The sequence below is a fragment of the Serratia sp. CY47444 genome, assembly GCF_052168635.1.
GTDB classification, from domain to species: Bacteria; Pseudomonadota; Gammaproteobacteria; order Enterobacterales; family Enterobacteriaceae; genus Serratia; species Serratia bockelmannii.
The window spans coordinates 306,318-330,487 of sequence record NZ_JBJNMH010000003.1; the positions used below are offsets into that span (position 1 = coordinate 306,318).

Here is a 24,170-nt window from a genome sequence, read left to right on the forward strand (position 1 = left end):
TCCAAGAAGTGGAGTTATTTGATAACGATAAGGAGGGAGTATGTACAAAACTATTTTGGTTCCCGTGGATATTACCGAGCCGGAATTAACACAGCAGGTCATCCCGCATGTCAATGCGCTCGCCAGGCTCGAAGACTCCCACGTCCATTTCCTGGCGGTGATCCCGTCTCGCGCCACCTACGCGGCCTTCGGCTTTGCCGCCACCGCGGCGGTGGAAACCAAAGATGAAACTATTGCGGTAGCGACCGAGGGGCTGGCAAAAGCGGCGAAACAATTCAGCGTTCCCGAGGATAGAGTGACCACCCATGTGGCCGTCGGCGATCCCAAAGATCAGATCCTGGAACTCGCTGATGCGCTTAACGCGGAGATTATTGTGATGGGTTCCAACCGCCCTTCTGCAATGACTTACCTCCTCGGCTCGAATGCCACCGCCGTCGTCCGCCACGCCAATTGCCCGGTGCTGGTCGTGCGTGAATCGGCTAACGCTTGATATCTCTTACTCATTTGAACAATAAAAAACGGGAGCCCTAAGGCTCCCGCTCCCATTCAAGCGCCAAACACGCTTACATGTGTTTAATGATAGCATCGCAAGATTACTAGGCAGCGTTTGAATCTAGAGTGTATGACCAGCGATTTTCAACATTACTGATAACAACATCGATACATGGTCAATGCGATACTATCGGCCATAATCACAGTGACATGCCCCCATGGATTAATACAGTTCGCACTCTAACGAAAGTCCGCTTCTGGCAGAGAACTGCCCATCAGATTGGGATTGGTTCTGTACCGTATCAGGTCTGAACTAATACACTTAAGGGTCCCCCTCAAGCTTTTACTCTTTCTCGAACCCAAACGTCACGCGGTGCCGTTTTAAGTATTTTTTATTCTCCCCAAACAGCCCATCAATTTTTGAGTCCAAGGGAATTTTTAAATCATGAAGCAAACCTGCATATTCTTTCTTGTGCAATAAGCGTCCATTATCATCAAAACTGATCATGCCCCGGTCGAACAATCTGTCCAGGTTAGGAATCAGGGGGAATCCGTTGTAAGGGTCAACTTTCTCTTTGTCATTTGAGATAGACCACGAAACAATATGAGAGGCGGTTAGCATTGACTCAAGCGCAATGCCGGTGACCGCGCATTTTCCGCCCCACTTCTTAAATAATTTATCGCGGTAGGGGCCGTGACCAACGCGAGCCTGAATGACGGCTGCTTTAGTGCTTCCTCTCGCCTCTTTTACCGTGGCCGTCTGTTTATTGAAGTCTATTGAAACGTTATCGTTAATAAAACTTGCTATCATTTTTGCTGCAGCCTCGGGTATTTCGCACATGTAAGTCTGCGTACAAAACCCGTTTTCAGCAAAAACTGTTGGCCGACTTAACTCATTAAACACACTCAGAAATATGTCACTGAACTGCAAAACATCGATCGGGTGCTCTAAAACGGTCAAATCTACTTCTACTCGGGTACCTTCACGCTCCCACTTATCAAAAGATCGATTAGGTGGCCGCGGTGCATCATCAGCATCGGCTGTAGCAGTCGCTACATAGACAATCTCTCGATCCTTATTACAAAAGATGACGTCACCTGCTTTTACATCCTTCACTGTCTCCCAGGAGGCATTACTAAACTTTTTCCCGTGCTTATTCATGCCATATTGTGGAGCCCAGAGGAAATTTTGTTCTTTAACCTCATTAAAACTGCTACCAATATTTACCCAGAAAAAGCTCATTAACACTCCTTGTAGAATTTTATCTCATGCAAAAAAATGCGGCTGCAGGCAGTTTATCGTCCATTTCATTGCAAAGTTTAGACGCAGCTCAACCTTTAGATCTACACGCTCTAAAGCGCCAAAATGGCCGAGTTTTGATAACCGTTGCAGTTTGAATAATAAAAAACGGGAACCATCAGGCTCCCGTTATCATTTAACGCTAAAACACCATTACATGTGTTTAACGATAGCGTCGCCAAACTCTGAACATTTCAGCAGCTTAGCGCCTTCCATCAGGCGTTCGAAGTCATAGGTCACGGTCTTGGCAGCGATGGCGCCTTCCATGCCCTTAACAATCAGATCAGCCGCTTCGAACCAGCCCATGTGGCGCAACATCATCTCTGCGGACAGGATGATGGAGCCTGGGTTCACTTTGTCCTGGCCGGCGTACTTCGGCGCGGTGCCGTGAGTCGCTTCGAACAGCGCGCAGTCGGAGCCGATGTTGGCGCCCGGCGCGATGCCGATGCCGCCGACCTGGGCCGCCAGGGCGTCGGAGATGTAGTCGCCGTTCAGGTTCATACAGGCGATCACGTCGTATTCCGCCGGGCGCAGCAGGATCTGCTGCAGGAAGGCGTCGGCGATCACGTCTTTAACCACGATCTCTTTGCCGGTGTTCGGGTTCTTAATCTTCAGCCATGGGCCGCCGTCGATCAGCTCGCCGCCGAACTCTTCGCGCGCCAGCTCATAGCCCCAATCCTTGAAGGCACCTTCGGTGAACTTCATGATGTTGCCTTTGTGAACCAGGGTCACGGAGTCGCGGTCGTTGGTGATGGCGTATTCGATCGCCGCACGCACCAGACGCTTGGTCCCTTCTTCGGAGCATGGCTTCACGCCGATACCGCACTGCTCTGGGAAGCGGATTTTCTTCACGCCCATTTCGTCGCGCAGGAATTTGATCACTTTGTCCGCTTCGGCGGAGCCGGCTTTCCACTCGATGCCGGCGTAGATGTCTTCGGCGTTTTCGCGGAAGATCACCATGTCGGTCAGCTCAGGCTGTTTCACCGGGCTTGGAGTGCCCTGGTAGTAACGCACCGGGCGCAGGCACACGTACAGGTCCAGCTGCTGGCGCAGGGCCACGTTCAGAGAACGGATGCCGCCGCCGACCGGGGTGGTCAGGGGGCCTTTGATGGCGACGCGGTAGTCGCGGATCAGGTCCAGAGTTTCGTCCGGCAGCCACACGTCTTTACCGTAAACGTGGGTAGATTTTTCGCCGGTGTAGATTTCCATCCAGGAGATTTTACGTTCGCCGTGGTAAGCCTTTTTAACGGCCGCATCAACCACGTGGATCATGGCAGGAGTCACGTCAACGCCAATGCCGTCGCCTTCGATGAACGGGATGATCGGGTTATGAGGAACAACCAGTTTACCCTGGGCGTCAACCGTGATTTTTTTACCTTCTGCCGGAACAACTACTTTGCTTTCCATCAACCTCTCCTTCAAGCGCAATTTTGTTAATGCTTTGTAAGATGCGTGTAGATACTACTTGAATATTCGGTCCGCGCCAATCCGAAACGGATTCGGTTATAATGCGCTTATCATCCGTAATCTCAACTGTTATGAAAAAATTCTCTGTTAGAAATCACAACGTTAAACGATTCAGCAAGCCGAATGCCGCCAAACCCGCCGCGCCGAAGGGGCCGCGTCGAATTGTGTTATTCAACAAGCCCTTCGACGTGCTGCCGCAGTTCACCGATGAAGCCGGCCGCGCCACGCTGAAAGAGTACATCCCCTTCCCCGACGTTTACGCCGCCGGGCGTCTGGATCGCGATAGCGAAGGGCTGCTGGTGCTGACCAACGACGGACAGCTGCAGGCGCAGCTCACCCAGCCGGGCAAGCGCACCGGCAAAATCTATTATGTGCAGGTCGAGGGCGCGCCGCAGGAGAGCGATCTGGCGCCATTGCGCAGCGGCGTCACGCTGAAAGACGGCCCGACGCTACCCGCCGGTGTTGAGTTGGTGGCCGAGCCTCAGTGGCTATGGCCGCGCAACCCGCCGATCCGCGAGCGTAAATCCATCCCCACCCGTTGGCTGAAAATCACCCTGTTCGAAGGGCGAAACCGCCAGGTGCGTCGCATGACGGCGCATATCGGGTTCCCTACCCTGCGCCTGATTCGCTACAGTATGGGTAATCTTTCGCTGGGTTCACTGCAGCCTGGTGAATGGAAAAGCATCGATTCCCTGTAGACCGATAACTGATGGAGGCGCCATGAACTATACGCCGATCGCGCTACTGCTCGCCGCTCTGGCGGCCCCGCTCGCGGCCCAGGCCGCCAGCTTCGACTGCGCCAAGGCGGCAAACCGCGATGAGCAAGCCATCTGCGCCAACCGCACGCTGAACGATTTGGATGTGCAAATGGCCACCAAGTACCAATTCCTGCGTGGCCTGTTCGCCATGGGCGCGCGCGGCGCGATGCAGGACAGCCAGCAGGCCTGGCTGGCAAAACGCCAGCGGTGCGGCGGCGATACCGCCTGCCTGCTGCAAAGTTATCGCACCCGCATCGCCGAGCTGGACGACATCTACCGGCGCATCGACAAACCGCTGTAAGGAGACCGCATGTTCAAACCGCACGTCACCGTGGCCTGCGTGGTGCACGCCGCCGGCAAATTTTTGGTGGTCGAAGAGACCATCAACGGCAAAGCGCTATGGAACCAGCCGGCCGGCCACCTGGAGGCCGACGAGACGCTGGTGCAGGCCGCCGAGCGCGAGCTGTGGGAAGAGACCGGTATCCGCGCCACGCCGCAGGCGTTCCTGCGCCTGCACCAGTGGATAGCGCCGGATCGCACGCCGTTTCTGCGTTTTTGCTTCGTTATCGAGCTGGAACAGCCGCTGCCGACCAAGCCGCACGACAGCGACATCGATCGCTGCCTGTGGCTGAGCGCCGACGAGATTTTGCAGGCGCCCAACCTGCGTTCCGCGCTGGTGGCGGAGAGCATTCGCAGCTACCAGCAGCCGGAGCGCTATCCGCTGTCGCTGGTCGGCAGCTTCGCCTGGCCGTTTTAAGGGCGCCGAGCAGCACAAGATGACCAGTGCGCCGGCGCGGCCAACGTGGTAAAATCCTGCGCTTGTTTTTATCAGCACGGTTCGTGTTCAAGTTCGTGAGATCCCCATGTCAGACAACAGCCAGAAAAAAGTAATCGTCGGTATGTCCGGCGGCGTCGACTCCTCCGTTACCGCCTATCTGTTACAGCAACAGGGCTATCAGGTCGCTGGGCTGTTCATGAAAAACTGGGAAGAAGACGACGACGAAGAGTACTGCTCCGCCGCGACCGATCTGGCCGACGCGCAAGCGGTCTGCGACAAGCTGGGCATCGAACTGCACACGGTGAACTTCGCGGCGGAATACTGGGACAACGTGTTTGAGCTGTTCCTGGAAGAGTACAAGGCCGGCCGCACGCCGAACCCGGACATCCTGTGCAATAAAGAGATCAAATTCAAAGCCTTCCTGGAGTTTGCCGCCGAAGATCTTGGGGCCGATTTTATCGCCACCGGCCACTACGTGCGTCGCCAGGACGTGGACGGCAAGAGCCGCCTGCTGCGCGGCGTCGACGGCAACAAAGATCAGAGCTACTTCCTCTATACCCTGAGCCACGAGCAGGTGGCGCAAAGCCTGTTCCCGGTCGGGGAGTTGGAGAAGCCGGAGGTGCGCCGCATCGCCGAGCAACTGGAGCTGGTCACCGCCAAGAAGAAAGACTCCACCGGTATCTGCTTTATCGGCGAACGTAAATTCCGCGACTTCCTCGGCCGCTACCTGCCGGCGCAGCCGGGCCCGATCGTCAGCGTCGACGGCCAGACCGTCGGCGAACACCAGGGCCTGATGTATCACACCCTGGGCCAGCGCAAAGGGCTGGGCATCGGCGGTATGAAAGACAGCAGCGAAGATCCATGGTACGTGGTGGATAAAGACGTGGCCAACAACGTGCTGGTGGTCGCGCAGGGGCACGATCACCCGCGCCTGATGTCCGTTGGCCTTATCGCGCAGCAGCTGCACTGGGTTGATCGCCTGCCGCTGAGCGGCCCGTTCCGCTGCACGGTGAAGACCCGCTATCGCCAGCAGGACATCCCTTGCACCGTGACCCCACTCGACGATGAACGCATCGAAGTGCGTTTCGACGAGCCGGTCTCCGCCGTCACCCCCGGCCAGTCGGCGGTGTTCTACCAGGGCGAAATCTGCCTCGGCGGCGGCATCATCGAACAGCGCCTGGCGTAATTCGCCTGCCGCCCAAGAAAAACGCTGCGTTTACCGCAGCGTTTTTTTTATTCAAAATTCAACCTGCGCCCCCAGCTCGATCACCCGGTTCGGCGGGATTTCGAACAGGTCCGGCGCCCGCAGCGCGTTGCGTTGCAACAGCTGGAACACCTTGCCGCGAATGCGCAAATACCAGGGCCGCTTGCCCAGCACCAGCGTATCGCGCGACATGAAGAACGAGGTCTCGTTCATGGTGAAGCTCATCCCTTCCAGGCCGCAGCGGTAAAGAATGTCCGTCACGTTGGGCGTCTCACGCCAGCCGTAGCTTGCCACCACCCGCCAAAAGCTCGCCGACAGCTGTTCGATCGCCACCCGCTGCACGTTGTGCACGTACGGCATGTCGGTGGTGACGATGGTCAGCAGCACCACGCGCTCATGCAGCACCTTGTTGTGCTTCAGGTTGTGCAACAATACCAGCGGCACCGCATGCGGCGTGCGCTCCATAAACACCGCGGTGCCCGGCACCCGCTTCGGCGGCGCCTTCTCCAGCGACTCGATCAGCGCGCTCAGCCCTTCCTGATTGTCGCGCAGCCGGCGGATCAGGCGCGAACGCTCGGTCTTCCAGGTCAGCATGATCAACAGAATGGTCAGCCCCAGCGCCACCGGCAGCCAGCCGCCGGTCGCCAGCTTGATCAGGTTGGCGCCGAACAGCGGTACGTCGATGCACAGCATGACAACCAGCATCAGTCCGCCCAGCGCGCGCGGCCAGCCCCAGTTTTTCACCGCCACGATGCTCAGCAAAATCGACGACAGCAGCATGGTGCCGGTCACCACGATGCCGTAAGCCGAGGCCAGGTTGCTGGAGTGTTTGAAACTGATAATCACGATCAGCACCGCCGCGAACAGCAGCCAGTTCACCACCGGAATGTAAATCTGCCCGGACTCCTGATCGGAGGTATAGATGATGCGCATCGGTGGCAGGTAGCCCAGCCGCACTGCCTGGCGCGTCAGCGAGAACACGCCGGAGATCACCGCCTGCGAGGCGATGACCGTCGCCAGCGTGGCGATCACCAGCAGCGGGATCAGCGCCCAGGTCGGCGCCAGCAGAAAGAACGGGTTGTTGATCGCCGCCGGATTGGCCAGCAGCAGCGCCCCCTGGCCGAAGTAGTTCAGCACCAGCGCCGGCGCCACCAGCGTAAACCACGCCAAACGGATCGGCTTTTTACCGAAGTGGCCCATATCGGCGTACAGCGCTTCGGCACCGGTGACCGACAGCACCACCATGCCCAACGCAAAGAATGACACCGCCTTGTATTCGAGGAAGAAATTCACCGCCCAGTAAGGGTTCAGTGCCCGCAGCACGCCGGGGTGATGCAGAATACCGCCGATGCCCAGCAGCGCCAGCGTCAGGAACCAGATCACCATCGCCGGGGCGAACAATTTGCCGACGCTGCCGGTGCCGCGTTTTTGGATCGCGAACAACGCGGTCAGCACCAGCAGCGACAGCGGCACGATAAAGCTGTCCAGCTCGGGGGCGATAATCTGCAGCCCCTCGATGGCCGAGAGCACCGAAATGGCCGGAGTGATCACCCCGTCACCGTAAAAGAAGCTGCCGCCCACCAGCCCGATCAGCACCGCCGCCGGTACCCAGCGTGCGTCCAGCTTGCGGATCGCCAGCGACATCAGCGTCAGGATCCCCCCCTCGCCATCGTTGTCGGCGCGCATCACGAAACAAATGTACTTAATGGACACCACCAGCGTCAGCAGCCAGAAGATCAGCGACAAAAAGCCGTAGATCGAGGCCGGCGTCAGGGTAATGCCCTCCTCTGCCGTCAGACATTCGCGCAGGGTGTACAGCGGGCTGGTACCGATATCGCCGTACACCACGCCGATGGCCGCCAGCGTCACCGCCGGCAGTGGCTGCTTGTTTTTTACGTGCATATAGAGGTCTTTATTTAAGGGGTCACGTTGGCAGTATAGATGCAGCCACCGCACTTTATTTGTCGCCGCAACAATAAGTTCGCACCGCCGCGCCGGCGATTTTCGCCGCCTATTTGCGCAGTTCTGCGCCGCACGGCGCATCCGCCTTGCCGCAGGCGTATTAGACGCTGGGTTTACCCTCGATTTTGTGGCATGATCCGCGGCATTCGTTGTCATCGTTGTTACAGCCACGCCCGATCGTTCCCGTTCGCGGCCGCCGCCGTTACCCTGGCGATACACACAACCTTATGCAGTAAGCCATGTACCGTTCACAGCGTTTACAGGAGTATTCGTGGCGAAGAATTATTATGACATCACGCTGGCCATGGCGGGCATCAGCCAGGCGGCGCGTTTGGTTCAGCAACTGGCCCACGAAGGGCAATGCAATCGCGAAGCCTTTCAGACCTCGCTGAAAAGCCTGCTGCAGATGGACCCGCCCTCCACGCTGGCGGTGTTCGGCGGCGAGGAGCGCAATTTGATGGTCGGCCTCGAAACCCTGATGGGCGTGCTTAACGCCAACAACAAAGGGCCGGGCGCGGAACTGACCCGCTACACCATCAGCCTGATGGTGCTGGAGCGCAAGCTCAACGCCAACAAACAGGCGATGAACACGCTCGGTGAACGCCTCGGCCAACTCGAACGCCAGCTGGCGCACTTCGATCTTGAGTCAGACACCATCATCAGCGCGCTGGCCGGCATTTACGTCGACGTGGTCAGCCCGCTCGGGCCGCGTATCCAGGTAACCGGCTCGCCGGCTATCTTGCAGAACCCGCAGGTGCAGGCCAAGGTTCGCGCCACGCTGCTGGCCGGCATTCGCGCCGCCGTGCTGTGGCAACAGGTTGGCGGCAGCCGCCTGCAGTTAATGTTTTCCCGTAATCGTCTGTTCAAGCAGGCGCAAAATATCGTTGCTCATTGTTAATCGATCCCAGGAGTTGCTACCGATGGAATTATCCTCACTGACCGCCGTTTCCCCCGTTGATGGACGCTACGGTGATAAAGTCAGCGCACTGCGCCCCATTTTCAGCGAATACGGTCTGCTGAAATTCCGCGTACAGGTTGAAGTACGTTGGCTGCAAAAACTGGCCGCCTGCGCAGAAATCAAGGAAGTTCCCGCTTTTGACGCCGACGCAAACGCTTTCCTCGACAAAATCGTCGCTGAATTCAACGAAGAAGACGCTCAGCGTATCAAAACCATCGAGCGCACCACCAACCACGACGTGAAAGCGGTCGAGTATTTCCTGAAGGAAAAAGTGGCGGCGGTGCCTGCGCTGCACGCGGTGTCCGAGTTCATCCACTTCGCCTGCACCTCCGAAGACATCAACAACCTGTCGCACGCGCTGATGCTGCAAAGCGCCCGTCAAGACGTGGTGCTGCCTTACTGGCGTAAAATCATCGATGCGCTGAAAGGGCTGGCGCTGGAATACCGCGATATCCCGCTGCTGTCGCGCACCCATGGCCAGCCGGCGACCCCGTCGACCGTCGGCAAAGAGTTCGCCAACGTGGCTTACCGCATGGAGCGCCAATACCGCCAGCTGGAGCGCGTGGAGATCATGGGTAAAATCAACGGCGCGGTCGGCAACTACAACGCCCACATCGTCGCTTACCCGGAAGTGGACTGGCATCAGTTCAGCGAAGCGTTCGTGACCTCGCTCGGCATCACCTGGAACCCGTACACCACCCAGATCGAGCCGCATGACTACATCGCCGAGCTGTTCGACTGCGTAGCGCGTTTCAACACCATTCTGATCGACTTCGACCGCGACATCTGGGGCTACATCGCCCTGAACCACTTCAAGCAGAAGACCATCGCCGGCGAAATCGGCTCTTCCACCATGCCGCACAAGGTCAACCCGATCGACTTCGAAAACTCCGAAGGCAACCTGGGCCTGGCCAACGCCGTGCTGGGCCACCTGGCGGGCAAACTGCCGGTCTCCCGTTGGCAGCGCGACCTGACCGATTCCACCGTGCTGCGTAACCTGGGCGTGGGCCTGGGCTATGCGCTGATCGCCTACCAGGCCACCCTGAAAGGCATCAGCAAGCTGGAAGTGAATCAGGCACACCTGCTGGACGAACTGGATCACAACTGGGAAGTGCTGGCCGAGCCGATCCAGACCGTGATGCGCCGCTACGGCATCGAGAAGCCTTACGAGAAGTTGAAAGAGCTGACCCGCGGCAAGCGCGTGGACGCTGCCGGCATGCAGGCGTTTATCGATGGCCTGGCGTTGCCGGAAGAAGAGAAAATCCGTCTGAAGGCGATGACCCCGGCCAACTACATCGGCCGTGCCACCACCATGGTCGACGAGCTGAAGTAAGCGCTTTAGCCCGATAAAAAGGCGGCCCGCGGGCCGCCTTTTTGCTTATTATTCGCCGCGCAACACCTGCAGCCGAGCTATCTGCCGCCCCTGCGCATCGAAGTTGTCCGCGCTAAGCCAGCGCGCCAGCGCCTGTCGTACCGTCGGCCACCGGTCGGCGGTGATGGCGAACCAGTCGGTATCCCGGCTGCGCCCCTTGACGATCACCGCATAGCGGAAGTTACCCTCGTAGCGAAAGCCAAAGCGCAGCGCAGCCTGGCGGGAGGGTGCGTTATGGCTGTCGCACTTCCACTCGCAGCGGCGGTAGCCCAGCGTGTCGAAGGCATAGCGCAGCAGCAGCGCGATAGCCTCGGTGGCGCTGGAGCGCTGTTTCATCAACGGCGACCAGCTGACGTGGCCGATCTCCAGCACGCCATTGGCCTCGTCGATGCGCATCAGCGCCACCGTGCCCACCGGCGCGTCGCTGGCGGCGTCGAACACCGTCAGATTAACCAGCGTCGGGTTGGCCTGCAGCGTTTCCAGATGCTGCAGCATCGCCGCCGGCGTATCGGGCCGCTCGATAGACAGATAGGTCCAGTCGCGGCCGTCCGGCGCCAGTTGAAACGCCTCGAACAGCGCGGCGTAATCCCGCTGCGGCTCGAGCGGCGCCAGCGAGCAGAAACGCCCGCCGAGCGTCGCGCCGCCCGGACGGCGAGCCGGCTGCCAATCCGGCATCGATTCCCCAACCGGCTGACCATAACGATTCATTGCCATACACGCTTCCTGCGGTTAACGGGTATAAACGATAAACGAGCTTCTTCTGCCGATTTTGTCGTACAGCGAACGCGCTGGCGCGTTGTACTCCTGGGTCATCCAATAGACCCGATCGCTGCCGCGCGTCTCTGCCAATCGGTACGCCTGCTCGAACAGCTTTTCCGACACCTTATGGCCGCGCGCCTGCGGCGATACATAGAGATCTTCGATATAACAATAGCCGACTGCGCTCCAGGTGGACGGGTGGAACACCAGATTCATCAGCCCCAACAGCCGGCCGTCGGCATCCTCCGCCACCAGCCCGTACACCTGTTCATCCTGCCCCAGGCGTTCGAAGGTGCGATCGGTCACCTGCTGCGCCACGTCGGCGCGGTAAAAATCGAGATAGCCCTGCCACAGCGCCAGCCATTGCGCTTTGTCGTCGCCATTGATTCTGCGGATAGTCACTTCAGGTTTTGATAGGGTCATAGCGCCTCACGGTGTAAGATATTATTTCCATTAGGGAAATAATCGGATAGCGGCAGAATACACCGCATGGTGGCAGTGCAATACGGACCAATCCGAAACACAGAGCAGACCAATTTTAGCCGTCGCTTTCCACCGGCAGTGCGTTGAACACCTGCGCCAGCGTCGTAATAAAGCGCACAATCTCATCCGGCGTATAGGCCGAGAAGCCGAGCACTAACGCCCCGCGCTGCGGCGTGCCGGTGTAGAAGTCCGCCAGACCATACAGCCGTATCCCCCTTTCGGCCGCGGCCGCCACCAGCCGCCGCTCTGTCGCCGCATCCGCCAGCGGGCAAACCAGCTGCAGCCCGCCCTGCGGCAGCGCCGGACGCGTCCAGGCAGCAAGGTGACGATGCACCGCGTCGTACAGCACGTCCAGCCGCGCTTTGTACAGCGTGCGCATATTGCGCAGATGCTCAGCGTAGCCGCCCTCGTGCAGGAAGTGGAACAGCGTCATCTGCGCCAGCGCCGACGTGTAACCGTCCTGAAACTGCCTGGCGGCGACCAAGGGCCGCACCAATTGAGGCGGCGCGATCATGAAACCGATGCGCAGCCCCGGAAACAGCGTCTTGCTGAAGGTGCCGATGTACAGCGTACGCCCGCCGCTGTCCAGCCCCTGCAGCGCCGCCTTGGTTTGCCGGTCGTAGTTGAACTCGGCGTCGTAGTCGTCTTCGATGATCCAGGCCCGGCAGCGCTGCGCCCACTGCAACAGCGCCAGCCGCCGCTCGAGGCTCAGCGAATACCCCAGCGGGTAATGATGGGACGGCGTAATGTAAACGCCCCGCCCGCCGCCCGAAGCCTGCATCAACTGCCCGACGTCCAGCCCTTGTTCATCGATGCCGATCGGCCGCGCCTGCAGCCCCGCCGACTGCACCAGTTTTTTTGCCCCCTGGTAACCCGGCTCTTCGACGAATACCGCATCGCCGGGATCGAACAGCACCTGCGTACACAACGCCAACGCCTGCTGAGAGCTGGTGACCACGATCACCTGTTCCGCCGTCGCCTTGACGCCCCGCTCCCGCTGCAGATAGTGCGCGATCTCCGCGCGCAGCTCCGGCAGCCCTTGCGGATCGGCATACCCCAATAATCGCTCGCCGTGCCGCCGCAGCGCCTGCTTTTCCTGCTGCAGCCATTGCTCGATGGGGAACGCCCGCAGGTCCGCCAGCGAAGGCGTCAGCGAAGCCTGGCGGCAGGTGTGCGGCGTATGGCTGACCGCCAGCAGCGCCCGGCCGCGATCGCTCAGCTCGCGCTCCGCCAGCCGCGCCTCTTGCCCCGTCGCCGTCGTCAGCAGTTCACGGCCGAGCAGCGTGTCACTACGATAACGCACAAAGCTGCCGCGCCCCACCATTCGGCTGATGAACCCCTCAGCCTCCAGCCGCGCGTAGGTCTGTTCCACCGTGTCGCGCGCCACCGTCAGCCGGGCAGCCAACGCACGGCTCGGCGGCAGCTTCGCCCGCCAGGGCAGTTCTCCGGCGGCAATCAGTTGCAACAGAGCCTGATGCAGCGCCGAACGCCGGGTCAGGCCTTGTTGCAGACCTGGCGAAAAAGCCGCCGCGATCGCCTCTTCTATGGCATACGGCTCGTTGATGCAGTTTTCCATGGCACTCCAATGTGAGTTAAGCGGAACACGACCTTATTGCACTTCGCCGGCTCACCGTGAATGTTAACAAATTGATCCCGATCAACTGAAATGTAAAAAAAACGTTTTGAAACAGATCATTTATTGTTTCTTCACACTTCTCGATCTTAGACTCAATTACCATACAAGTAGCTTGCTAACTATATATGGTGATAGACGACCTCTCCTTTCCCCGCCTGTTTACCGTCGCTGGAGAGCGACGGCGCAGGTGATGCAAAACCTGCGCGGGCATTACTGTGAAGCATGTTCAAGGTGGAATTATGTCGCAACAGCATATCCCTACGCCGCCCCGGCGTGAATTTTTGAAAAAAACGCTGGCGCTGATCCCGTTAGCCGCTGCCGGTAACGGTCTCATGATGGTAAACGCCCAGGCAGAGCCGGCTGCGGGCATCTCGCCGAATTACGTTCCGGTTTATTTCAACAACGAAGAGTGGCGATTCTTGCTGGCGGCCTGCGATCGGCTGATCCCCAGCGACGAGAACGGCCCCGGAGCCGTCGATCAGGGGGTCCCGGTATTCATCGATCGCCAAATGGAAACACCCTACGGCCATGGCGGCCTGTGGTACATGCACCCGCCGTTCGTGCCATCGGCGCCGGAGTTGGGCTATCAGTCCAAACTGACGCCGCGCGAGACCTATCGCAACGGTATCCTCGCGTTCAATGAGCTCTGTCAACGTCAGTTCGGCAAAGTTTTCGCCGAGCTGTCTCATGGCGAGCAAGAACAGCTGTTGACCGCGTTGGAAAGCGGCCAACTCGATGCGGATACCTTGCCGGGTAAAGCTTTCTTCGAACAGCTGCTGCAAAACACCAAAGAAGGTTATCTGGCCGATCCGATCCACGGCGGCAACCAAACGCTGGCATCATGGAAATTGATAGGCTTCCCCGGTGCGCGCGCGGACTTCGCCGATTGGGTCAACAAACCCAACCAACCCTATCCTCTTCACCCGGTCAGTATCTCCAGCAAAAGGAATGCATAATCATGAGCACAATAAAAAAACCACCGGTAGATGTGGTGATCGTCGGCTTTGGCTGGACCGGCGCCATTATGGGAATGGAATTGACCGACAGCGGCCTGCAGGTGCTGGCGCTGGAACGCGGTGAACGGCGCGATACCTACCCTGATTTCGCTTATCCGCGTATCGCCGATGAACTGACTTACGGCATTCGCCTCAAGCTGGCGCAGGAAATGGCGCATGAAACCGTCACCGTGCGCCATACGCCGGCGGATTTCGCGGTGCCTTATCGCCAGCTCGGCTCTTTTTTGCCGGGCAACGGCGTCGGCGGAGCCGGCGTGCACTGGAACGGCATGCACTGGCGCGCCCTGCCTTCCGATCTCAAACTGCACACCACCCTCACTGAAAAATACGGCGCCAACTGGATCCCGGAAGGCATGACGTTACAGGACTACCCCCTCAGCTACCAGGAGTTGGAGCCTTACTTCGACAAGTTCGAGAAGGTGTGCGGCACCGCCGGTAAGGCCGGTAATCTGCAGGGTGAGCTCATCAAGGGCGGCAATCCGTTCGAAGGGCCGCGTAGCAATGACTACCCGACGCCGCCGCTTAAACAGCTCTACTCGGGCTCACTGTTTGGTAAAGCCGCCGAATCGCTAGGCTACCATCCGTTTGCTATCCCCGCCGCCAACTGTTCCGAACCCTATACCAACCCGTACGGCGTGCAGCTTGGCCCCTGTAACTTCTGCGGTTACTGCGAACGTTTCGGCTGCTTCATGTACTCCAAGGCCTCGCCGCAGTCGACCATCCTGCCGGTACTGACACAGCGTAAAAACTTTGAGCTGCGCACCCAGGCGCAGGTGATCAAGGTCAATCTGGACAGCAGCGGCAAAAAGGCCACCGGCGTCACCTACATCGACGAGCAAGGGCGTGAAGTAGAGCAACCCGCCGATCTGGTGATCCTCAGCGCTTTCCAACTCCATAATGTTCGCCTGCTGCTGCTTTCCGGCATCGGAAAACCCTATGATCCGGTCACTGGTGAGGGCGTGGTCGGCAAGAACTACGCCTATCAAATGAACAGCGGCATTTCTCTCTTTTACGATCGCGATACCCATTTCAATCCCTTTATCGGCGCCGGTGCCGCCGGAACGGTGATCGACGATCTTAACGGGGAAAACTTCGACCACGCCGATCTCGGTTTTATCGGCGGCGCCTACATCTCCGCCACCCGCACCGGCGGTCGGCCTATCCAGCAAATGATGCTGCCGCCGGGCACGCCGAACTGGGGCAGCGGCTGGAAACAAGGCATCCGCGACAATTACCCGCACTCAATGAGCATCGGCTCGGAAGGATCGGTGATGCCATACCGCGATTGCTATCTGGATTTGGATCCCACCTATAAAGACGCCTACGGTCAGCCTCTGCTGCGTATGACCTTCGACTGGAAATCGAATGAGATCAAAATGACCCAGCATATCACCGCTAAAATGGCGGACATCGCCAACGCTATGAAACCAAAGCAGATGGCTATCTCGGTAAGAAAAACCGGCGATCATTATGACGTGCGCCCCTACCAATCCACTCACACTACCGGCGGTGCCATCATCGGCGACAATCCGGTCACCAGCGTGGTGAACAAATACCTGCAATGCTGGGACGTGCCCAATGTATTCGTCACTGGCGCCTGTGCATTCCCGCAGAACCTGGCCTACAACCCAACCGGCATCGTCGGCGCGCTGGCTTATCACTCTGCCGAAGCGATCCGCGAGCAATACCTGAAAAACCCTGGCCCGCTGGTGCAGGCATAACGCCTAAGGAGCTCAAGATGAAAGGATTTACACCCACATTGCCGGTGCTGCTGTTGCTCGCCGCAGGTGCGGTTAAGGCGGCCGACGCCCTCCCTTCCACGGCGCGAATTGAACACGGTGAATATCTGGCGCGCGCAGGGGATTGCGCGGCCTGCCACACCGCGCCCGGCGGCGCCCTCTTCGCAGGTGGCCTGAAGATGACCACGCCGATCGGCGCTATTTACTCCACCAACATCACGCCCGATCGCCAAACCGGTATCGGCGGGTACAGCCTGCCCGAGTTCGCCGATGCGCTTCGCAAAGGCATCGCGCGCGACGGCAGGCGGCTGTACCCGGCCATGCCCTACCCGTCGTTTGCCAAAATCAACGATGACGATATCCGCGATCTTTATCTGTATTTCACGCAAAAGGTCAGCGCAGTGGCGCAGCCGAATCGGGAAAGCGACATTCCCTGGCCGCTCAGCATGCGTTGGCCGCTGGCATTGTGGGATCTGATCTTTCGCGAAGACGGTGTTTATCAGCTGGATGCGCAGCGCGGCGCCGAGTGGAATCGCGGTGCCTATCTGGTTCAGGGGCTCGGTCACTGCGGCACATGTCACACGCCGCGCGGTATCGGCTTCCAGGAAAAGGCGCTCAGCCAAAGCGATACAGCCTATCTGAGCGGCGGGACGTTGGAGGGCTGGCATGCCGCTAACCTGCGCGCCGATACCGCCAGCGGCTTAGGGGACTGGAGTGCGCAGGAGATCACGCGCTTTCTGAAAACCGGCCATACCCAACGTTTCGCCGCCTTCGGCTCAATGGTGGAGGTGGTACAGGACAGCACGCAACATCTGAACGATGACGATCTGAAAGCGATCGCGGTCTACCTGAAATCGCTGCCTGCCGGTGATGAGAAGTCATCGCCGCCGCGCAACGACGGCATCGCCCAGGCGTTGTTCACCGGTAAGGTCAACACGCCCGGCGCACAAACCTACCTGGACAACTGCGCTGCCTGCCACCGTAGCGACGGCCAGGGGTATCGCAACACGTTTCCTCAGCTGGCACGCAATCCGGCGTTGCTGAGCGAAGATCCGTCGTCGCTGATCAGCATCATCCTCCACGGCTCACGGACGCCGGTAACCATCGGTGCGCCTACCGGCCTGACCATGCCGGACTTCGGTTGGCGGTTGAGCGATGAACAGGTCGCTCAGCTCGCGACCTTCGTGCGCACCAGTTGGGGTAACAGCGCCCCGGCGGTCAGCGCCGATCAGGTGAAAAACATTCGCTCCGGCGATAACCCGTCTCAGCCATGAACCAGTGGGCATCCTATGCCCACCCATCGTTATCGCCGGGCGGCGGCAGTTGCGCTGCCCGGCGAAATCCCCTTAAATAAGCCATCGCAATGCGGCTACAGGACTTCCGTCGGCTATGAGCAAGGAGACCAACCAGCGTCTGCTGGACAAACTGCAGCAGGATCTGGCCAGCGCGGGCGCAATGCCGCTGTATTTGCGCTTCAACGCCTCGGTGCGCCAGGCCATCGAACAAGGGTTGCTGAATGCGGGGGATTTTTTGCCCAGCGAGCGGCTGTTCACCGAACGGCTCGGCATCTCGCGCATCACGGTGCGCAAAGCGTTAGCCTGCCTCGAGCAGGACGGCCTCATCGGCCGTTCGCGCGGTTACGGCACCTTTATCCAACCGCAGCGGCCCGAACCGAAGCTGTTCTATTCATTGGCGGACGCCAAAGGATTCTCGCGCGAGGTGATACAGCAGGGGCACCGCCCGGACACGCAATGGATCAGCCGCGAACGGATGCTCGCCGGCGCTGAACTGGCTGAAAAGCTGCAGCTGGCGGCCGGAACCCCGATCTACAAACTCAAACGCATTCACTTGATCGATCGGCGGCCAATGTCGGTGGCGGTGTCCTACGTGGTGGTGGCGGCGATTGCCAACGTCGACGAGATCGGCATCTCGCTGTACGACTACTTCCGGCGCAATAACGTGGAGATGGGATCGCTGCGCAGCCAGGTCAGCGCGGCGATGGCCGACGACGAGATCTGTCAGGCGCTGCGGCTCTCGGAGCCGATACCGCTGCTGATCGTGCGCCAGACGCTGTTCGACCACCATAAAAAACCGATCGAATACAGCGAAAGCTTCTGCCGCAGCGACATGTACGAATTTACCAGCGAAAGCTGATCCGTTGCGTCTCGCGGCGGCTCACGCCTCGCCCTGCCGGCGGCGGCGAAAGCGCACGAACGCCTGAACGTAAGCTTCGATATCCAGCGGATTCACCCGTTTTAACTCCGCCAGCAATCCGGGTTCGATCGCTTCTGCGCCGTGCAACGCACCGCAAATCGCGGTGGCCATCGCGCCGATGGTGTCGGTGTCGCCGCCCAGGTTGGCGCACAACACGGCGCACCGGGTCGGATCGGTTTGCGCCAGCTGCACCATCGCCAGCGCCGCGGGCACCGACTCAATGGTGCTCACCCCGGCACCGATCAGCTGATACACCCGTTCGGAGGCCTGCTCGGGATCGCTGGCTTCATCCACCTCCTGAAATGCCAGTTCGATGCGCGCCGCCAGCGAAGGGCTGAACGTCGTCTCCTGCCGGCGCTGGGCATACTCCGCTACCTCCGGCAACGCCAGGCGAATCGAGGCCCAGTCCGCCCCCTCCACCGCCCGCGAGACGGCCCAGGCGATCGCCACTGCACCGGCGACGGCGATGTCGGATTTGTGCGTCGGGCTGGAGGCCAGCCACACCTGCTGGCAGAAATCCTCCAGCGGCGCGGAAGGCAGTACGCAGCCCAAAGGCGAAATGCGCATCGCCGCACCGTTGGTGATGCCGTTGTTTTCCAACTCGGCAATCGGCGTGCCCGCTTTCTGCTCGCTCAGCGCCAGTTTGGAACTGGGGCCGAGAATGTTCTTGTTGAAGGCATCAAAACCGTCCACCCAGCGGATCACGTTGCGGGCAATCAGTTCCGGCACCACCTCGCCTTCCGCTTCCAGCAGCGCATCGGCCAACGCCAATGCCATCGCGGTATCGTCGGTATATTGCCCGGCCTTGAAGTAGCAGGCGGCGGTGTTCTCCTTCGGCCCATCGAGAAAGCCGTCGATCCAGCCGAAGTGGCGCTTAACCCGCTCGCGCGGCCACAGCTCGGAAGGCATGCCGAGCGCGTCGCCCAGCATCTGTCCGTAAAGTGCGCCCGCTATGCGTTCTGTCTGGGTTAACTGCTTCATCCGTCGCTCCTGAAAAGTGTGCCGATACATCAATAATACCTTATTAGTACCTTTAAAGCTTTTCAAGCGCTCCGGCTCACACTTTCCTTTCGCGGACAATGCCCGGCGCGTTTAAGTTGCGTTTAACATTGCCCCGCCGCTGTTTATCCGACGTTTATCAGAACTTGTCGATAATGTCGGCGAACAAATTGATAACGCTTATTTTAATACATTGCTTCGGTTCTCTTGCGAGCCGGGCGGGTTATACCTACCATAGCCTCAGCACTTTTTGTCAAAATGGTTCAGGTGGCCGCGTTATCCCCTGACACGCCGCAGAGCGTGTTCCCTTTTATCGCGTGGGTGACAGGACGTTCACCCGCACAGTCACAGGAGTTCGCCATGCGAGTACTGGTTGTTGAAGATAATGGTTTGCTGCGCCACCACCTTTCCGTTCAGATGCGCGAGATGGGCCATCAGGTCGACGCGGCCGAAGACGCCAAGGAAGCCGATTACTTCCTGCAGGAACACGCGCCGGATATCGCCATCGTCGATCTCGGCCTGCCGGGTGAAGACGGCCTGAGCCTGATCCGCCGCTGGCGCGCACACCAGACCAAGCTGCCGATCCTGGTGCTGACCGCCCGCGAAAGCTGGCAGGACAAAGTGGCGGTGCTGGAAGCCGGCGCCGACGACTATGTCACCAAACCGTTCCACCTGGAAGAAGTGATCGCCCGCATGCAGGCGCTGATGCGCCGCAACAGCGGCCTGGCTTCGCAGGTGATCGTGCTGCCGCCGTTCCAGATCGATCTGTCGCGCCGCGAACTGAGCGTCAACGATCGGCAAATCAAGCTGACCGCTTTTGAATACACCATCATCGAGACCCTGATCCGCAACGCCGGCAAGGTGGTGAGCAAGGATTCGTTGATGCTGCAACTCTACCCGGACGCCGAACTGCGCGAAAGCCACACCATCGACGTGCTGATGGGCCGCTTGCGTAAAAAGGTGCAGGCGGAATACCCGCATGAAGTGATCACCACGGTACGTGGGCAGGGCTACCGTTTTGACGCGAAGTGAACATAATGTTCAACAAGAATAAAAAACCGTTTTCGCTGCGCGCCCGCTTCCTGATGGCAACCGCCGGGGTGATCCTGGCGCTGTCGCTCTCTTACGGTTTGGTGGCGGTCGTCGGCTACATCGTCAGCTTCGACAAGACCGCCTTCCGCCTGCTGCGCGGCGAGAGCAACCTGTTCTTCAGCCTGGCGCAGTGGAAAGACAACAAACTCACCATCGCCATCCCCCCCGATATCGATCTCAACTTCCCGACGCTGGTGTTTATCTACGATGATAAGGGCAACCTGCTGTGGAGCCAGCGCAAAGTGCCGGAGCTGGAGAAGCTGATCAACAAGGAATGGCTGGAGGAGTCCGGCTTCTACGAAATCGACACCGACACCCGCATCAGTAGCGAAGTGCTGGGGGACAACCCCAAGGCGCAGGATCAGCTGAAGAATTACGACGATACCGATCAGAACGCGCTGACGCACTCGGTGGCGGTCAACACCTATGCCGCCACGCCTCGGCTGCCGGCGCTGACCATCGTGGTGGTTGACAGCATTCCACAGGAGCTGCAGCGATCCGACGTGGTATGGGAGTGGTTCAGCTACGTGCTGTTGGCCAACCTGCTGCTGGTGGTGCCGTTGCTGTGGCTGGCGGCCTACTGGAGCCTGCGGCCGATCAAGGCGCTGGTCAATCAGGTGGGCGAGCTGGAGAACGGCGAGCGCGATCAGCTGGATGAAAACCCGCCCAGCGAGCTGCGCGGGCTGGTGCGCAATCTGAACATTCTGGTGCGCAACGAGCGCCAGCGCTACACCAAGTATCGCACCACCCTGTCGGATCTGACCCACAGCCTGAAAACGCCGCTGGCGGTGCTGCAAAGTACCCTGCGCTCGCTGCGCAGCGGCAAGCAGACCACTATCGAAGAAGCCGAGCCGATCATGCTGGATCAGATCGGCCGCATCTCGCAGCAGATCGGTTACTACCTGCACAGGGCCAGCATCAACTCCGGCCAGACGGTGCTGACGCGCGAGATCCACTCGGTGCCGGCGCTGCTCGACAGCCTGGTGGTGGCGCTGAACAAGGTTTATCAGCGCAAAGGGGTGGTGATCACGCTGGACATCTCGCCGGAGGTGACCTTTATGGGCGAGAAGAACGACTTTATGGAAGTGATGGGCAACGTGTTGGAAAACGCCTGCAAATACTGCCTCGAGTTCGTGGAAATCACCTCGCTGCACTCCGAGAAAAACCTCATCCTCGTTATCGACGACGACGGCCCGGGCATCCCGGAAAGCAAGCGCCAGCTGATCTTCCAGCGCGGCCAGCGGGTGGATACCCTGCGCCCCGGACAGGGCCTGGGCCTGTCGGTGGCGGCGGAGATCATCGAGCAATACGACGGCGAAATCGTCATCAGCGACAGTCCGCTCGGCGGCGCGCGCATGCAGGTGACCTTCGCCCGCCAGCACGACCCCCACCACAACGAGTAAATTATGCCTCTGCGGCCCCGATCCACGGGGCCAAACTTCCGTTATAATCGCACACAGGCTCACTCCTCTCTCCTGGAATAGAACATGGATTATCAATTAGACCTGGACTGGAACGATTTTTTGCAACGTTATTGGCAAAAGCGTCCGGTGATTCTGAAGCGCGGCTTCAAAAACTTTATCGATCCGATCTCCCCGGATGAGCTGGCCGGGCTGGCGATGGAAAACGAAGTGGACAGCCGCCTGGTCAGCCACCAGGATGGCCGTTGGCAGGTCGCGCACGGTCCCTTCGAGAGCTTCGACCACCTGAGCGAAAACAACTGGTCGCTGCTGGTGCAGGCGGTGGACCACTGGCATGAGCCTTCCGCGGCGCTGATGCGCCCGTTCCGTCAACTGCCGGACTGGCGGATGGATGACCTGATGATCTCCTTCTCGGTACCGGGCGGCGGCGTCGGCCCGCACCTCGATCAGTACGACGTGTTCATCATTCAGGGCACCGGGCGCCGCCGCTGGCGCGTCGGGGAAAAAACGCCGCTGAAGCAGCACTGCCCGCATCCGGATCTGCTGCAGGTGGAACCGTTCGACGCCATTATCGACGAAGAGATGGAGCCGGGCGACATTCTCTACATTCCGCCGGGCTTCCCGCACGAAGGCTACGCGCTGGAAAACGCGCTCAACTACTCGGTGGGCTTCCGCGCGCCGAACGGCCGCGAGCTGGTGAGCGGCTTCGCCGACTACGTGCTGGCGCGCGAGCTGGGCAGCAAGCGCTACGGCGATCCGGACGTTAAACTGCGCGAACACCCGGCGGAGATCCTGCCGCAGGAAGTGGACGCCTTACGGCAGATGATGCTGGATCTGGTGCAACAGCCGGAACACTTCCAGCACTGGTTCGGCGAGTTTATCTCCCAATCGCGCCACGAGCTGGATCTGGCGCCGCCGGAGCCGCCGTATCAGGCCGGGGAAATCTACGAACTGCTGCAACAGGGTGAAGCGCTGCAGCGCCTGGGCGGGTTGCGCGTGCTGCGGGTCGGCGATCGCTGCTTCGTCAACGGCGAACTGATCGACACCGACCAGCTGCAGGCCGCAGATGCCCTGTGCCAGCACTTCAGCGTCGACGCCGCCCTGCTCGGCGACGCGGTGGACGACCCGTCATTCCTGGCGCTGCTGACCGCGCTGGTCAACAGCGGCTATTGGTACTTTAACGACTGATTGCGAGTACGCGAACAAGCCGCCCTATCGGGTGGCTTTTTTTATGCCTGCCGCGCCTGCGCGCGAAAGCCGGCCAGCGCTTCATTCGCCATGCCCGCCTGCTCCGCCGCCGCGCAAATCTGCCGCCAGGTATTGGCGTCTATCGGTATGCCCTGCTCCAGCCGCGCCGCGCGGTTGGCCTCTTCCCATTCTCCCGGCACCGCGATCGGCTGTTCGCCGCTCGGCGGCGACGCCTTCACCCAGCCGATAAACGCTTCGGCCTCGGCCTGCATTTGCGGGGCGTCGAAGGCCAGAGGATCGAGGATTAGGGTCGTCATGCAGTTGAAGATGGCGTCGCTGTCGGCTTTCAGCGTAGCGTCGTGGGTGGTGCGGCCGCCGGAGAGCGCGCCGCCGAGGATCTCGCACATCGCCGCCAGCGCATAGCCTTTGTGCAAGCCGAACGGCAACAGTGACCCGAACGGCGCTTCGTGCATCACCTTCGGTTCGGTGGTGGGTTGCCCGTGTTCGTCGATCAGATAGCCCGGCGCCACCGACAAGCCTTTGTTATAGGCCACCCGAGTCTTGCCGAAGGCGATGCCGCTGGTGGCGAAATCCAACAGCAGCGGCGTGCGGCCCGGCCGCGGGAAAATGGCGCAGAACGGGTTGGTGCCGAAGCGGCGATCGCTGCCGCCGAACGGCGCCACCATCGGATCGCCCACCACGTTGACGAAGTGAATCGAGATAAAACCGGCGCGGGCGCACTGCTCCGCCCAATGGCCGATGCGGCCGATATGGTGCGCATTGTGCAGCGCCACCGCTGCCAGGCCCAGCTTGCCGGCGCGTTCAATGCCCAGCGCCATCGCTTCGCTGGCCACCACCTGACCGAAGCCGCGCGCGCCGTCGAGCGTCAGCACCGCGCCAGCGTCGCGCACCACTTCGGCGTGCTGATTGAGCTGTAATTGCCCCTGCGCCAACGACGCCATGTAGCTGGGGATCATGCCGACGCCGTGCGAATCGTGCCCGGCCAGATTGGCCTGCACCAGATGATCGGCCACCAGCTCGGCTTCGCGCGCCGTACTGCCGGCCTGGCGCCAAATCGCCTGAACGAACTGCGTCAAATGCGGGCTGGCGATACGGTATTCGGTGCTCATCATGCGGTCCTTATGCGTGGGGAATGTACCTCCACACTATGAGCAACGCCTTGTTGCGGCAAGCGATTATGCCGATCGCAAGCGTCCCGTTTTAACTACAGTGTCCGCACGTTAGCCTGCGACAAAAATAGCGGGCGCCGCTACTTTAGCCCCCGGCAAAAGGCTCTCGTTACGGTGCCCTTCCACCTGCCAAAAAAGAAAA

Annotated in this window: 22 protein-coding genes; 14 read left to right on the forward strand and 8 right to left on the reverse strand. The window is 59.8% G+C overall.

All coding sequences use genetic code 11. The annotated features are described in order from the left end of the window. The first annotated feature begins 40 nt into the window (after positions 1–40). Complete coding sequence (gene uspF, locus ACJ8IL_RS07955) at positions 41–490, forward strand: universal stress protein UspF (RefSeq protein WP_025302530.1); 450 nt, start codon at positions 41–43, stop codon at positions 488–490. A gap of 345 nt (positions 491–835) precedes the next feature. Here the strand turns inward: uspF and ACJ8IL_RS07960 are convergent, their stop codons facing one another. Further along, entirely contained in the window at positions 836–1,735 is a 900-nt protein-coding gene (locus ACJ8IL_RS07960; RefSeq protein ID WP_043141470.1) for an HNH endonuclease, read from the reverse strand. 210 nt (positions 1,736–1,945) lie between these two features. Then, the gene (icd, locus tag ACJ8IL_RS07965) at positions 1,946–3,199 is read right to left on the reverse strand and encodes an NADP-dependent isocitrate dehydrogenase (protein WP_015377612.1); all 1,254 of its coding nucleotides are present in this window, start codon (positions 3,197–3,199) and stop codon (positions 1,946–1,948) included. Between the two features lie 131 nt (positions 3,200–3,330). Between icd and rluE the strand changes: the two genes are divergently transcribed. The 4 genes from rluE to mnmA all read left to right on the forward strand — a co-directional run bounded on the left by rluE (position 3,331) and on the right by mnmA (position 5,981). Further along, positions 3,331–3,957 carry a 23S rRNA pseudouridine(2457) synthase RluE gene (gene rluE / locus ACJ8IL_RS07970; RefSeq protein WP_047026250.1) on the forward strand — a complete coding sequence of 209 codons (627 nt, stop codon included), beginning with the start codon at positions 3,331–3,333 and terminating at the stop codon, positions 3,955–3,957. Positions 3,958–3,979: 22 nt separating this feature from the next. Continuing rightward, positions 3,980–4,318, forward strand: coding sequence for a lysozyme inhibitor LprI family protein (locus ACJ8IL_RS07975; RefSeq protein WP_049208758.1), 339 nt, complete (start codon positions 3,980–3,982; stop codon positions 4,316–4,318). A 9-nt stretch (positions 4,319–4,327) separates the two neighbouring features. Continuing rightward, positions 4,328–4,774, forward strand: a complete 447-nt coding sequence (locus ACJ8IL_RS07980; RefSeq protein WP_049208756.1) for an NUDIX hydrolase — start codon at positions 4,328–4,330, stop codon at positions 4,772–4,774. Between the two features lie 106 nt (positions 4,775–4,880). Continuing rightward, positions 4,881–5,981, forward strand: coding sequence for a tRNA 2-thiouridine(34) synthase MnmA (gene mnmA, locus ACJ8IL_RS07985; protein ID WP_060440158.1), 1,101 nt, complete (start codon positions 4,881–4,883; stop codon positions 5,979–5,981). Between the two features lie 51 nt (positions 5,982–6,032). Here mnmA and kup read toward each other — a convergent pair whose 3' ends face one another. Beyond that, a complete protein-coding gene (kup, locus tag ACJ8IL_RS07990; protein WP_442516468.1) occupies positions 6,033–7,901 on the reverse strand; it encodes a low affinity potassium transporter Kup in 1,869 nt (622 codons plus the stop codon). Between the two features lie 331 nt (positions 7,902–8,232). Here kup and hflD point away from each other — a divergent pair, with 331 nt between their 5' ends. Together hflD and purB are read left to right on the forward strand one after the other, a co-directional pair. Next, positions 8,233–8,859, forward strand: a complete 627-nt coding sequence (gene hflD / locus ACJ8IL_RS07995; protein ID WP_025302523.1) for a high frequency lysogenization protein HflD — start codon at positions 8,233–8,235, stop codon at positions 8,857–8,859. Between the two features lie 22 nt (positions 8,860–8,881). Beyond that, positions 8,882–10,252 (forward strand): adenylosuccinate lyase, encoded by a 1,371-nt coding sequence (purB, locus tag ACJ8IL_RS08000; protein ID WP_164038196.1) that lies wholly within the window; start codon positions 8,882–8,884, stop codon positions 10,250–10,252. A 48-nt stretch (positions 10,253–10,300) separates the two neighbouring features. On the opposite strand, the gene ACJ8IL_RS08005 is transcribed toward purB, so the two are convergent. From ACJ8IL_RS08005 to pdxR, 3 genes are all read right to left on the reverse strand, one after another. Continuing rightward, the gene (locus tag ACJ8IL_RS08005; RefSeq protein WP_442516469.1) at positions 10,301–11,005 is read right to left on the reverse strand and encodes a GNAT family N-acetyltransferase; all 705 of its coding nucleotides are present in this window, start codon (positions 11,003–11,005) and stop codon (positions 10,301–10,303) included. A gap of 15 nt (positions 11,006–11,020) precedes the next feature. Next, complete coding sequence (locus ACJ8IL_RS08010; protein ID WP_435957357.1) at positions 11,021–11,473, reverse strand: N-acetyltransferase family protein; 453 nt, start codon at positions 11,471–11,473, stop codon at positions 11,021–11,023. 115 nt (positions 11,474–11,588) lie between these two features. Next, positions 11,589–13,109: a MocR-like pyridoxine biosynthesis transcription factor PdxR gene (pdxR, locus tag ACJ8IL_RS08015; RefSeq protein WP_442516470.1), complete on the reverse strand. Its 1,521-nt coding sequence runs from the start codon at positions 13,107–13,109 to the stop codon at positions 11,589–11,591. A gap of 299 nt (positions 13,110–13,408) precedes the next feature. Between pdxR and ACJ8IL_RS08020 the strand changes: the two genes are divergently transcribed. The 4 genes from ACJ8IL_RS08020 to ACJ8IL_RS08035 all read left to right on the forward strand — a co-directional run bounded on the left by ACJ8IL_RS08020 (position 13,409) and on the right by ACJ8IL_RS08035 (position 18,078). Next, on the forward strand, positions 13,409–14,125 hold the full coding sequence (locus ACJ8IL_RS08020; protein ID WP_368907374.1) for a gluconate 2-dehydrogenase subunit 3 family protein: 717 nt from the start codon (positions 13,409–13,411) through the stop codon (positions 14,123–14,125). Positions 14,126–14,127: 2 nt separating this feature from the next. Beyond that, positions 14,128–15,906: a GMC family oxidoreductase gene (locus tag ACJ8IL_RS08025; RefSeq protein ID WP_025302517.1), complete on the forward strand. Its 1,779-nt coding sequence runs from the start codon at positions 14,128–14,130 to the stop codon at positions 15,904–15,906. Between the two features lie 17 nt (positions 15,907–15,923). After that, positions 15,924–17,198 (forward strand): c-type cytochrome, encoded by a 1,275-nt coding sequence (locus ACJ8IL_RS08030; protein WP_025302516.1) that lies wholly within the window; start codon positions 15,924–15,926, stop codon positions 17,196–17,198. A 115-nt stretch (positions 17,199–17,313) separates the two neighbouring features. Then, positions 17,314–18,078, forward strand: coding sequence for a GntR family transcriptional regulator (locus ACJ8IL_RS08035; protein ID WP_442516471.1), 765 nt, complete (start codon positions 17,314–17,316; stop codon positions 18,076–18,078). 21 nt (positions 18,079–18,099) lie between these two features. Here ACJ8IL_RS08035 and ACJ8IL_RS08040 read toward each other — a convergent pair whose 3' ends face one another. Next, positions 18,100–19,119: an ADP-ribosylglycohydrolase family protein gene (locus tag ACJ8IL_RS08040; protein WP_442516472.1), complete on the reverse strand. Its 1,020-nt coding sequence runs from the start codon at positions 19,117–19,119 to the stop codon at positions 18,100–18,102. 378 nt (positions 19,120–19,497) lie between these two features. Here ACJ8IL_RS08040 and phoP point away from each other — a divergent pair, with 378 nt between their 5' ends. From phoP to ACJ8IL_RS08055, 3 genes are all read left to right on the forward strand, one after another. Continuing rightward, the gene (gene phoP / locus ACJ8IL_RS08045) at positions 19,498–20,169 is read left to right on the forward strand and encodes a two-component system response regulator PhoP (protein WP_025302513.1); all 672 of its coding nucleotides are present in this window, start codon (positions 19,498–19,500) and stop codon (positions 20,167–20,169) included. 5 nt (positions 20,170–20,174) lie between these two features. Next, the gene (gene phoQ, locus ACJ8IL_RS08050; RefSeq protein WP_442516473.1) at positions 20,175–21,632 is read left to right on the forward strand and encodes a two-component system sensor histidine kinase PhoQ; all 1,458 of its coding nucleotides are present in this window, start codon (positions 20,175–20,177) and stop codon (positions 21,630–21,632) included. Positions 21,633–21,716: 84 nt separating this feature from the next. Next, the gene (locus tag ACJ8IL_RS08055; RefSeq protein ID WP_004941161.1) at positions 21,717–22,838 is read left to right on the forward strand and encodes a ribosomal protein uL16 3-hydroxylase; all 1,122 of its coding nucleotides are present in this window, start codon (positions 21,717–21,719) and stop codon (positions 22,836–22,838) included. A 41-nt stretch (positions 22,839–22,879) separates the two neighbouring features. On the opposite strand, the gene ACJ8IL_RS08060 is transcribed toward ACJ8IL_RS08055, so the two are convergent. Further along, positions 22,880–23,968 carry a malate/lactate/ureidoglycolate dehydrogenase gene (locus tag ACJ8IL_RS08060; protein ID WP_141999248.1) on the reverse strand — a complete coding sequence of 363 codons (1,089 nt, stop codon included), beginning with the start codon at positions 23,966–23,968 and terminating at the stop codon, positions 22,880–22,882. Positions 23,969–24,170: the final 202 nt, after the last annotated feature.

Excerpts from the sequence above, each read along its gene's own strand:
- uspF (WP_025302530.1), top strand. The coding sequence starts at position 41 with ATGTACAAAACTATTTTGGTTCCCGTGGATATTACCGAGCCGGAATTA.
- ACJ8IL_RS07960 (WP_043141470.1), bottom strand. The coding sequence starts at position 1,735 with ATGAGCTTTTTCTGGGTAAATATTGGTAGCAGTTTTAATGAGGTTAAA.
- icd (WP_015377612.1), bottom strand. The coding sequence starts at position 3,199 with ATGGAAAGCAAAGTAGTTGTTCCGGCAGAAGGTAAAAAAATCACGGTT.
- rluE (WP_047026250.1), top strand. The coding sequence starts at position 3,331 with ATGAAAAAATTCTCTGTTAGAAATCACAACGTTAAACGATTCAGCAAG.
- ACJ8IL_RS07975 (WP_049208758.1), top strand. The coding sequence starts at position 3,980 with ATGAACTATACGCCGATCGCGCTACTGCTCGCCGCTCTGGCGGCCCCG.
- ACJ8IL_RS07980 (WP_049208756.1), top strand. The coding sequence starts at position 4,328 with ATGTTCAAACCGCACGTCACCGTGGCCTGCGTGGTGCACGCCGCCGGC.
- mnmA (WP_060440158.1), top strand. The coding sequence starts at position 4,881 with ATGTCAGACAACAGCCAGAAAAAAGTAATCGTCGGTATGTCCGGCGGC.
- kup (WP_442516468.1), bottom strand. The coding sequence starts at position 7,901 with ATGCACGTAAAAAACAAGCAGCCACTGCCGGCGGTGACGCTGGCGGCC.
- purB (WP_164038196.1), top strand. The coding sequence starts at position 8,882 with ATGGAATTATCCTCACTGACCGCCGTTTCCCCCGTTGATGGACGCTAC.
- ACJ8IL_RS08005 (WP_442516469.1), bottom strand. The coding sequence starts at position 11,005 with ATGGCAATGAATCGTTATGGTCAGCCGGTTGGGGAATCGATGCCGGAT.
- ACJ8IL_RS08010 (WP_435957357.1), bottom strand. The coding sequence starts at position 11,473 with ATGACCCTATCAAAACCTGAAGTGACTATCCGCAGAATCAATGGCGAC.
- pdxR (WP_442516470.1), bottom strand. The coding sequence starts at position 13,109 with ATGGAAAACTGCATCAACGAGCCGTATGCCATAGAAGAGGCGATCGCG.
- ACJ8IL_RS08020 (WP_368907374.1), top strand. The coding sequence starts at position 13,409 with ATGTCGCAACAGCATATCCCTACGCCGCCCCGGCGTGAATTTTTGAAA.
- ACJ8IL_RS08025 (WP_025302517.1), top strand. The coding sequence starts at position 14,128 with ATGAGCACAATAAAAAAACCACCGGTAGATGTGGTGATCGTCGGCTTT.
- ACJ8IL_RS08030 (WP_025302516.1), top strand. The coding sequence starts at position 15,924 with ATGAAAGGATTTACACCCACATTGCCGGTGCTGCTGTTGCTCGCCGCA.
- ACJ8IL_RS08035 (WP_442516471.1), top strand. The coding sequence starts at position 17,314 with ATGAGCAAGGAGACCAACCAGCGTCTGCTGGACAAACTGCAGCAGGAT.
- ACJ8IL_RS08040 (WP_442516472.1), bottom strand. The coding sequence starts at position 19,119 with ATGAAGCAGTTAACCCAGACAGAACGCATAGCGGGCGCACTTTACGGA.
- phoP (WP_025302513.1), top strand. The coding sequence starts at position 19,498 with ATGCGAGTACTGGTTGTTGAAGATAATGGTTTGCTGCGCCACCACCTT.
- phoQ (WP_442516473.1), top strand. The coding sequence starts at position 20,175 with ATGTTCAACAAGAATAAAAAACCGTTTTCGCTGCGCGCCCGCTTCCTG.
- ACJ8IL_RS08055 (WP_004941161.1), top strand. The coding sequence starts at position 21,717 with ATGGATTATCAATTAGACCTGGACTGGAACGATTTTTTGCAACGTTAT.
- ACJ8IL_RS08060 (WP_141999248.1), bottom strand. The coding sequence starts at position 23,968 with ATGAGCACCGAATACCGTATCGCCAGCCCGCATTTGACGCAGTTCGTT.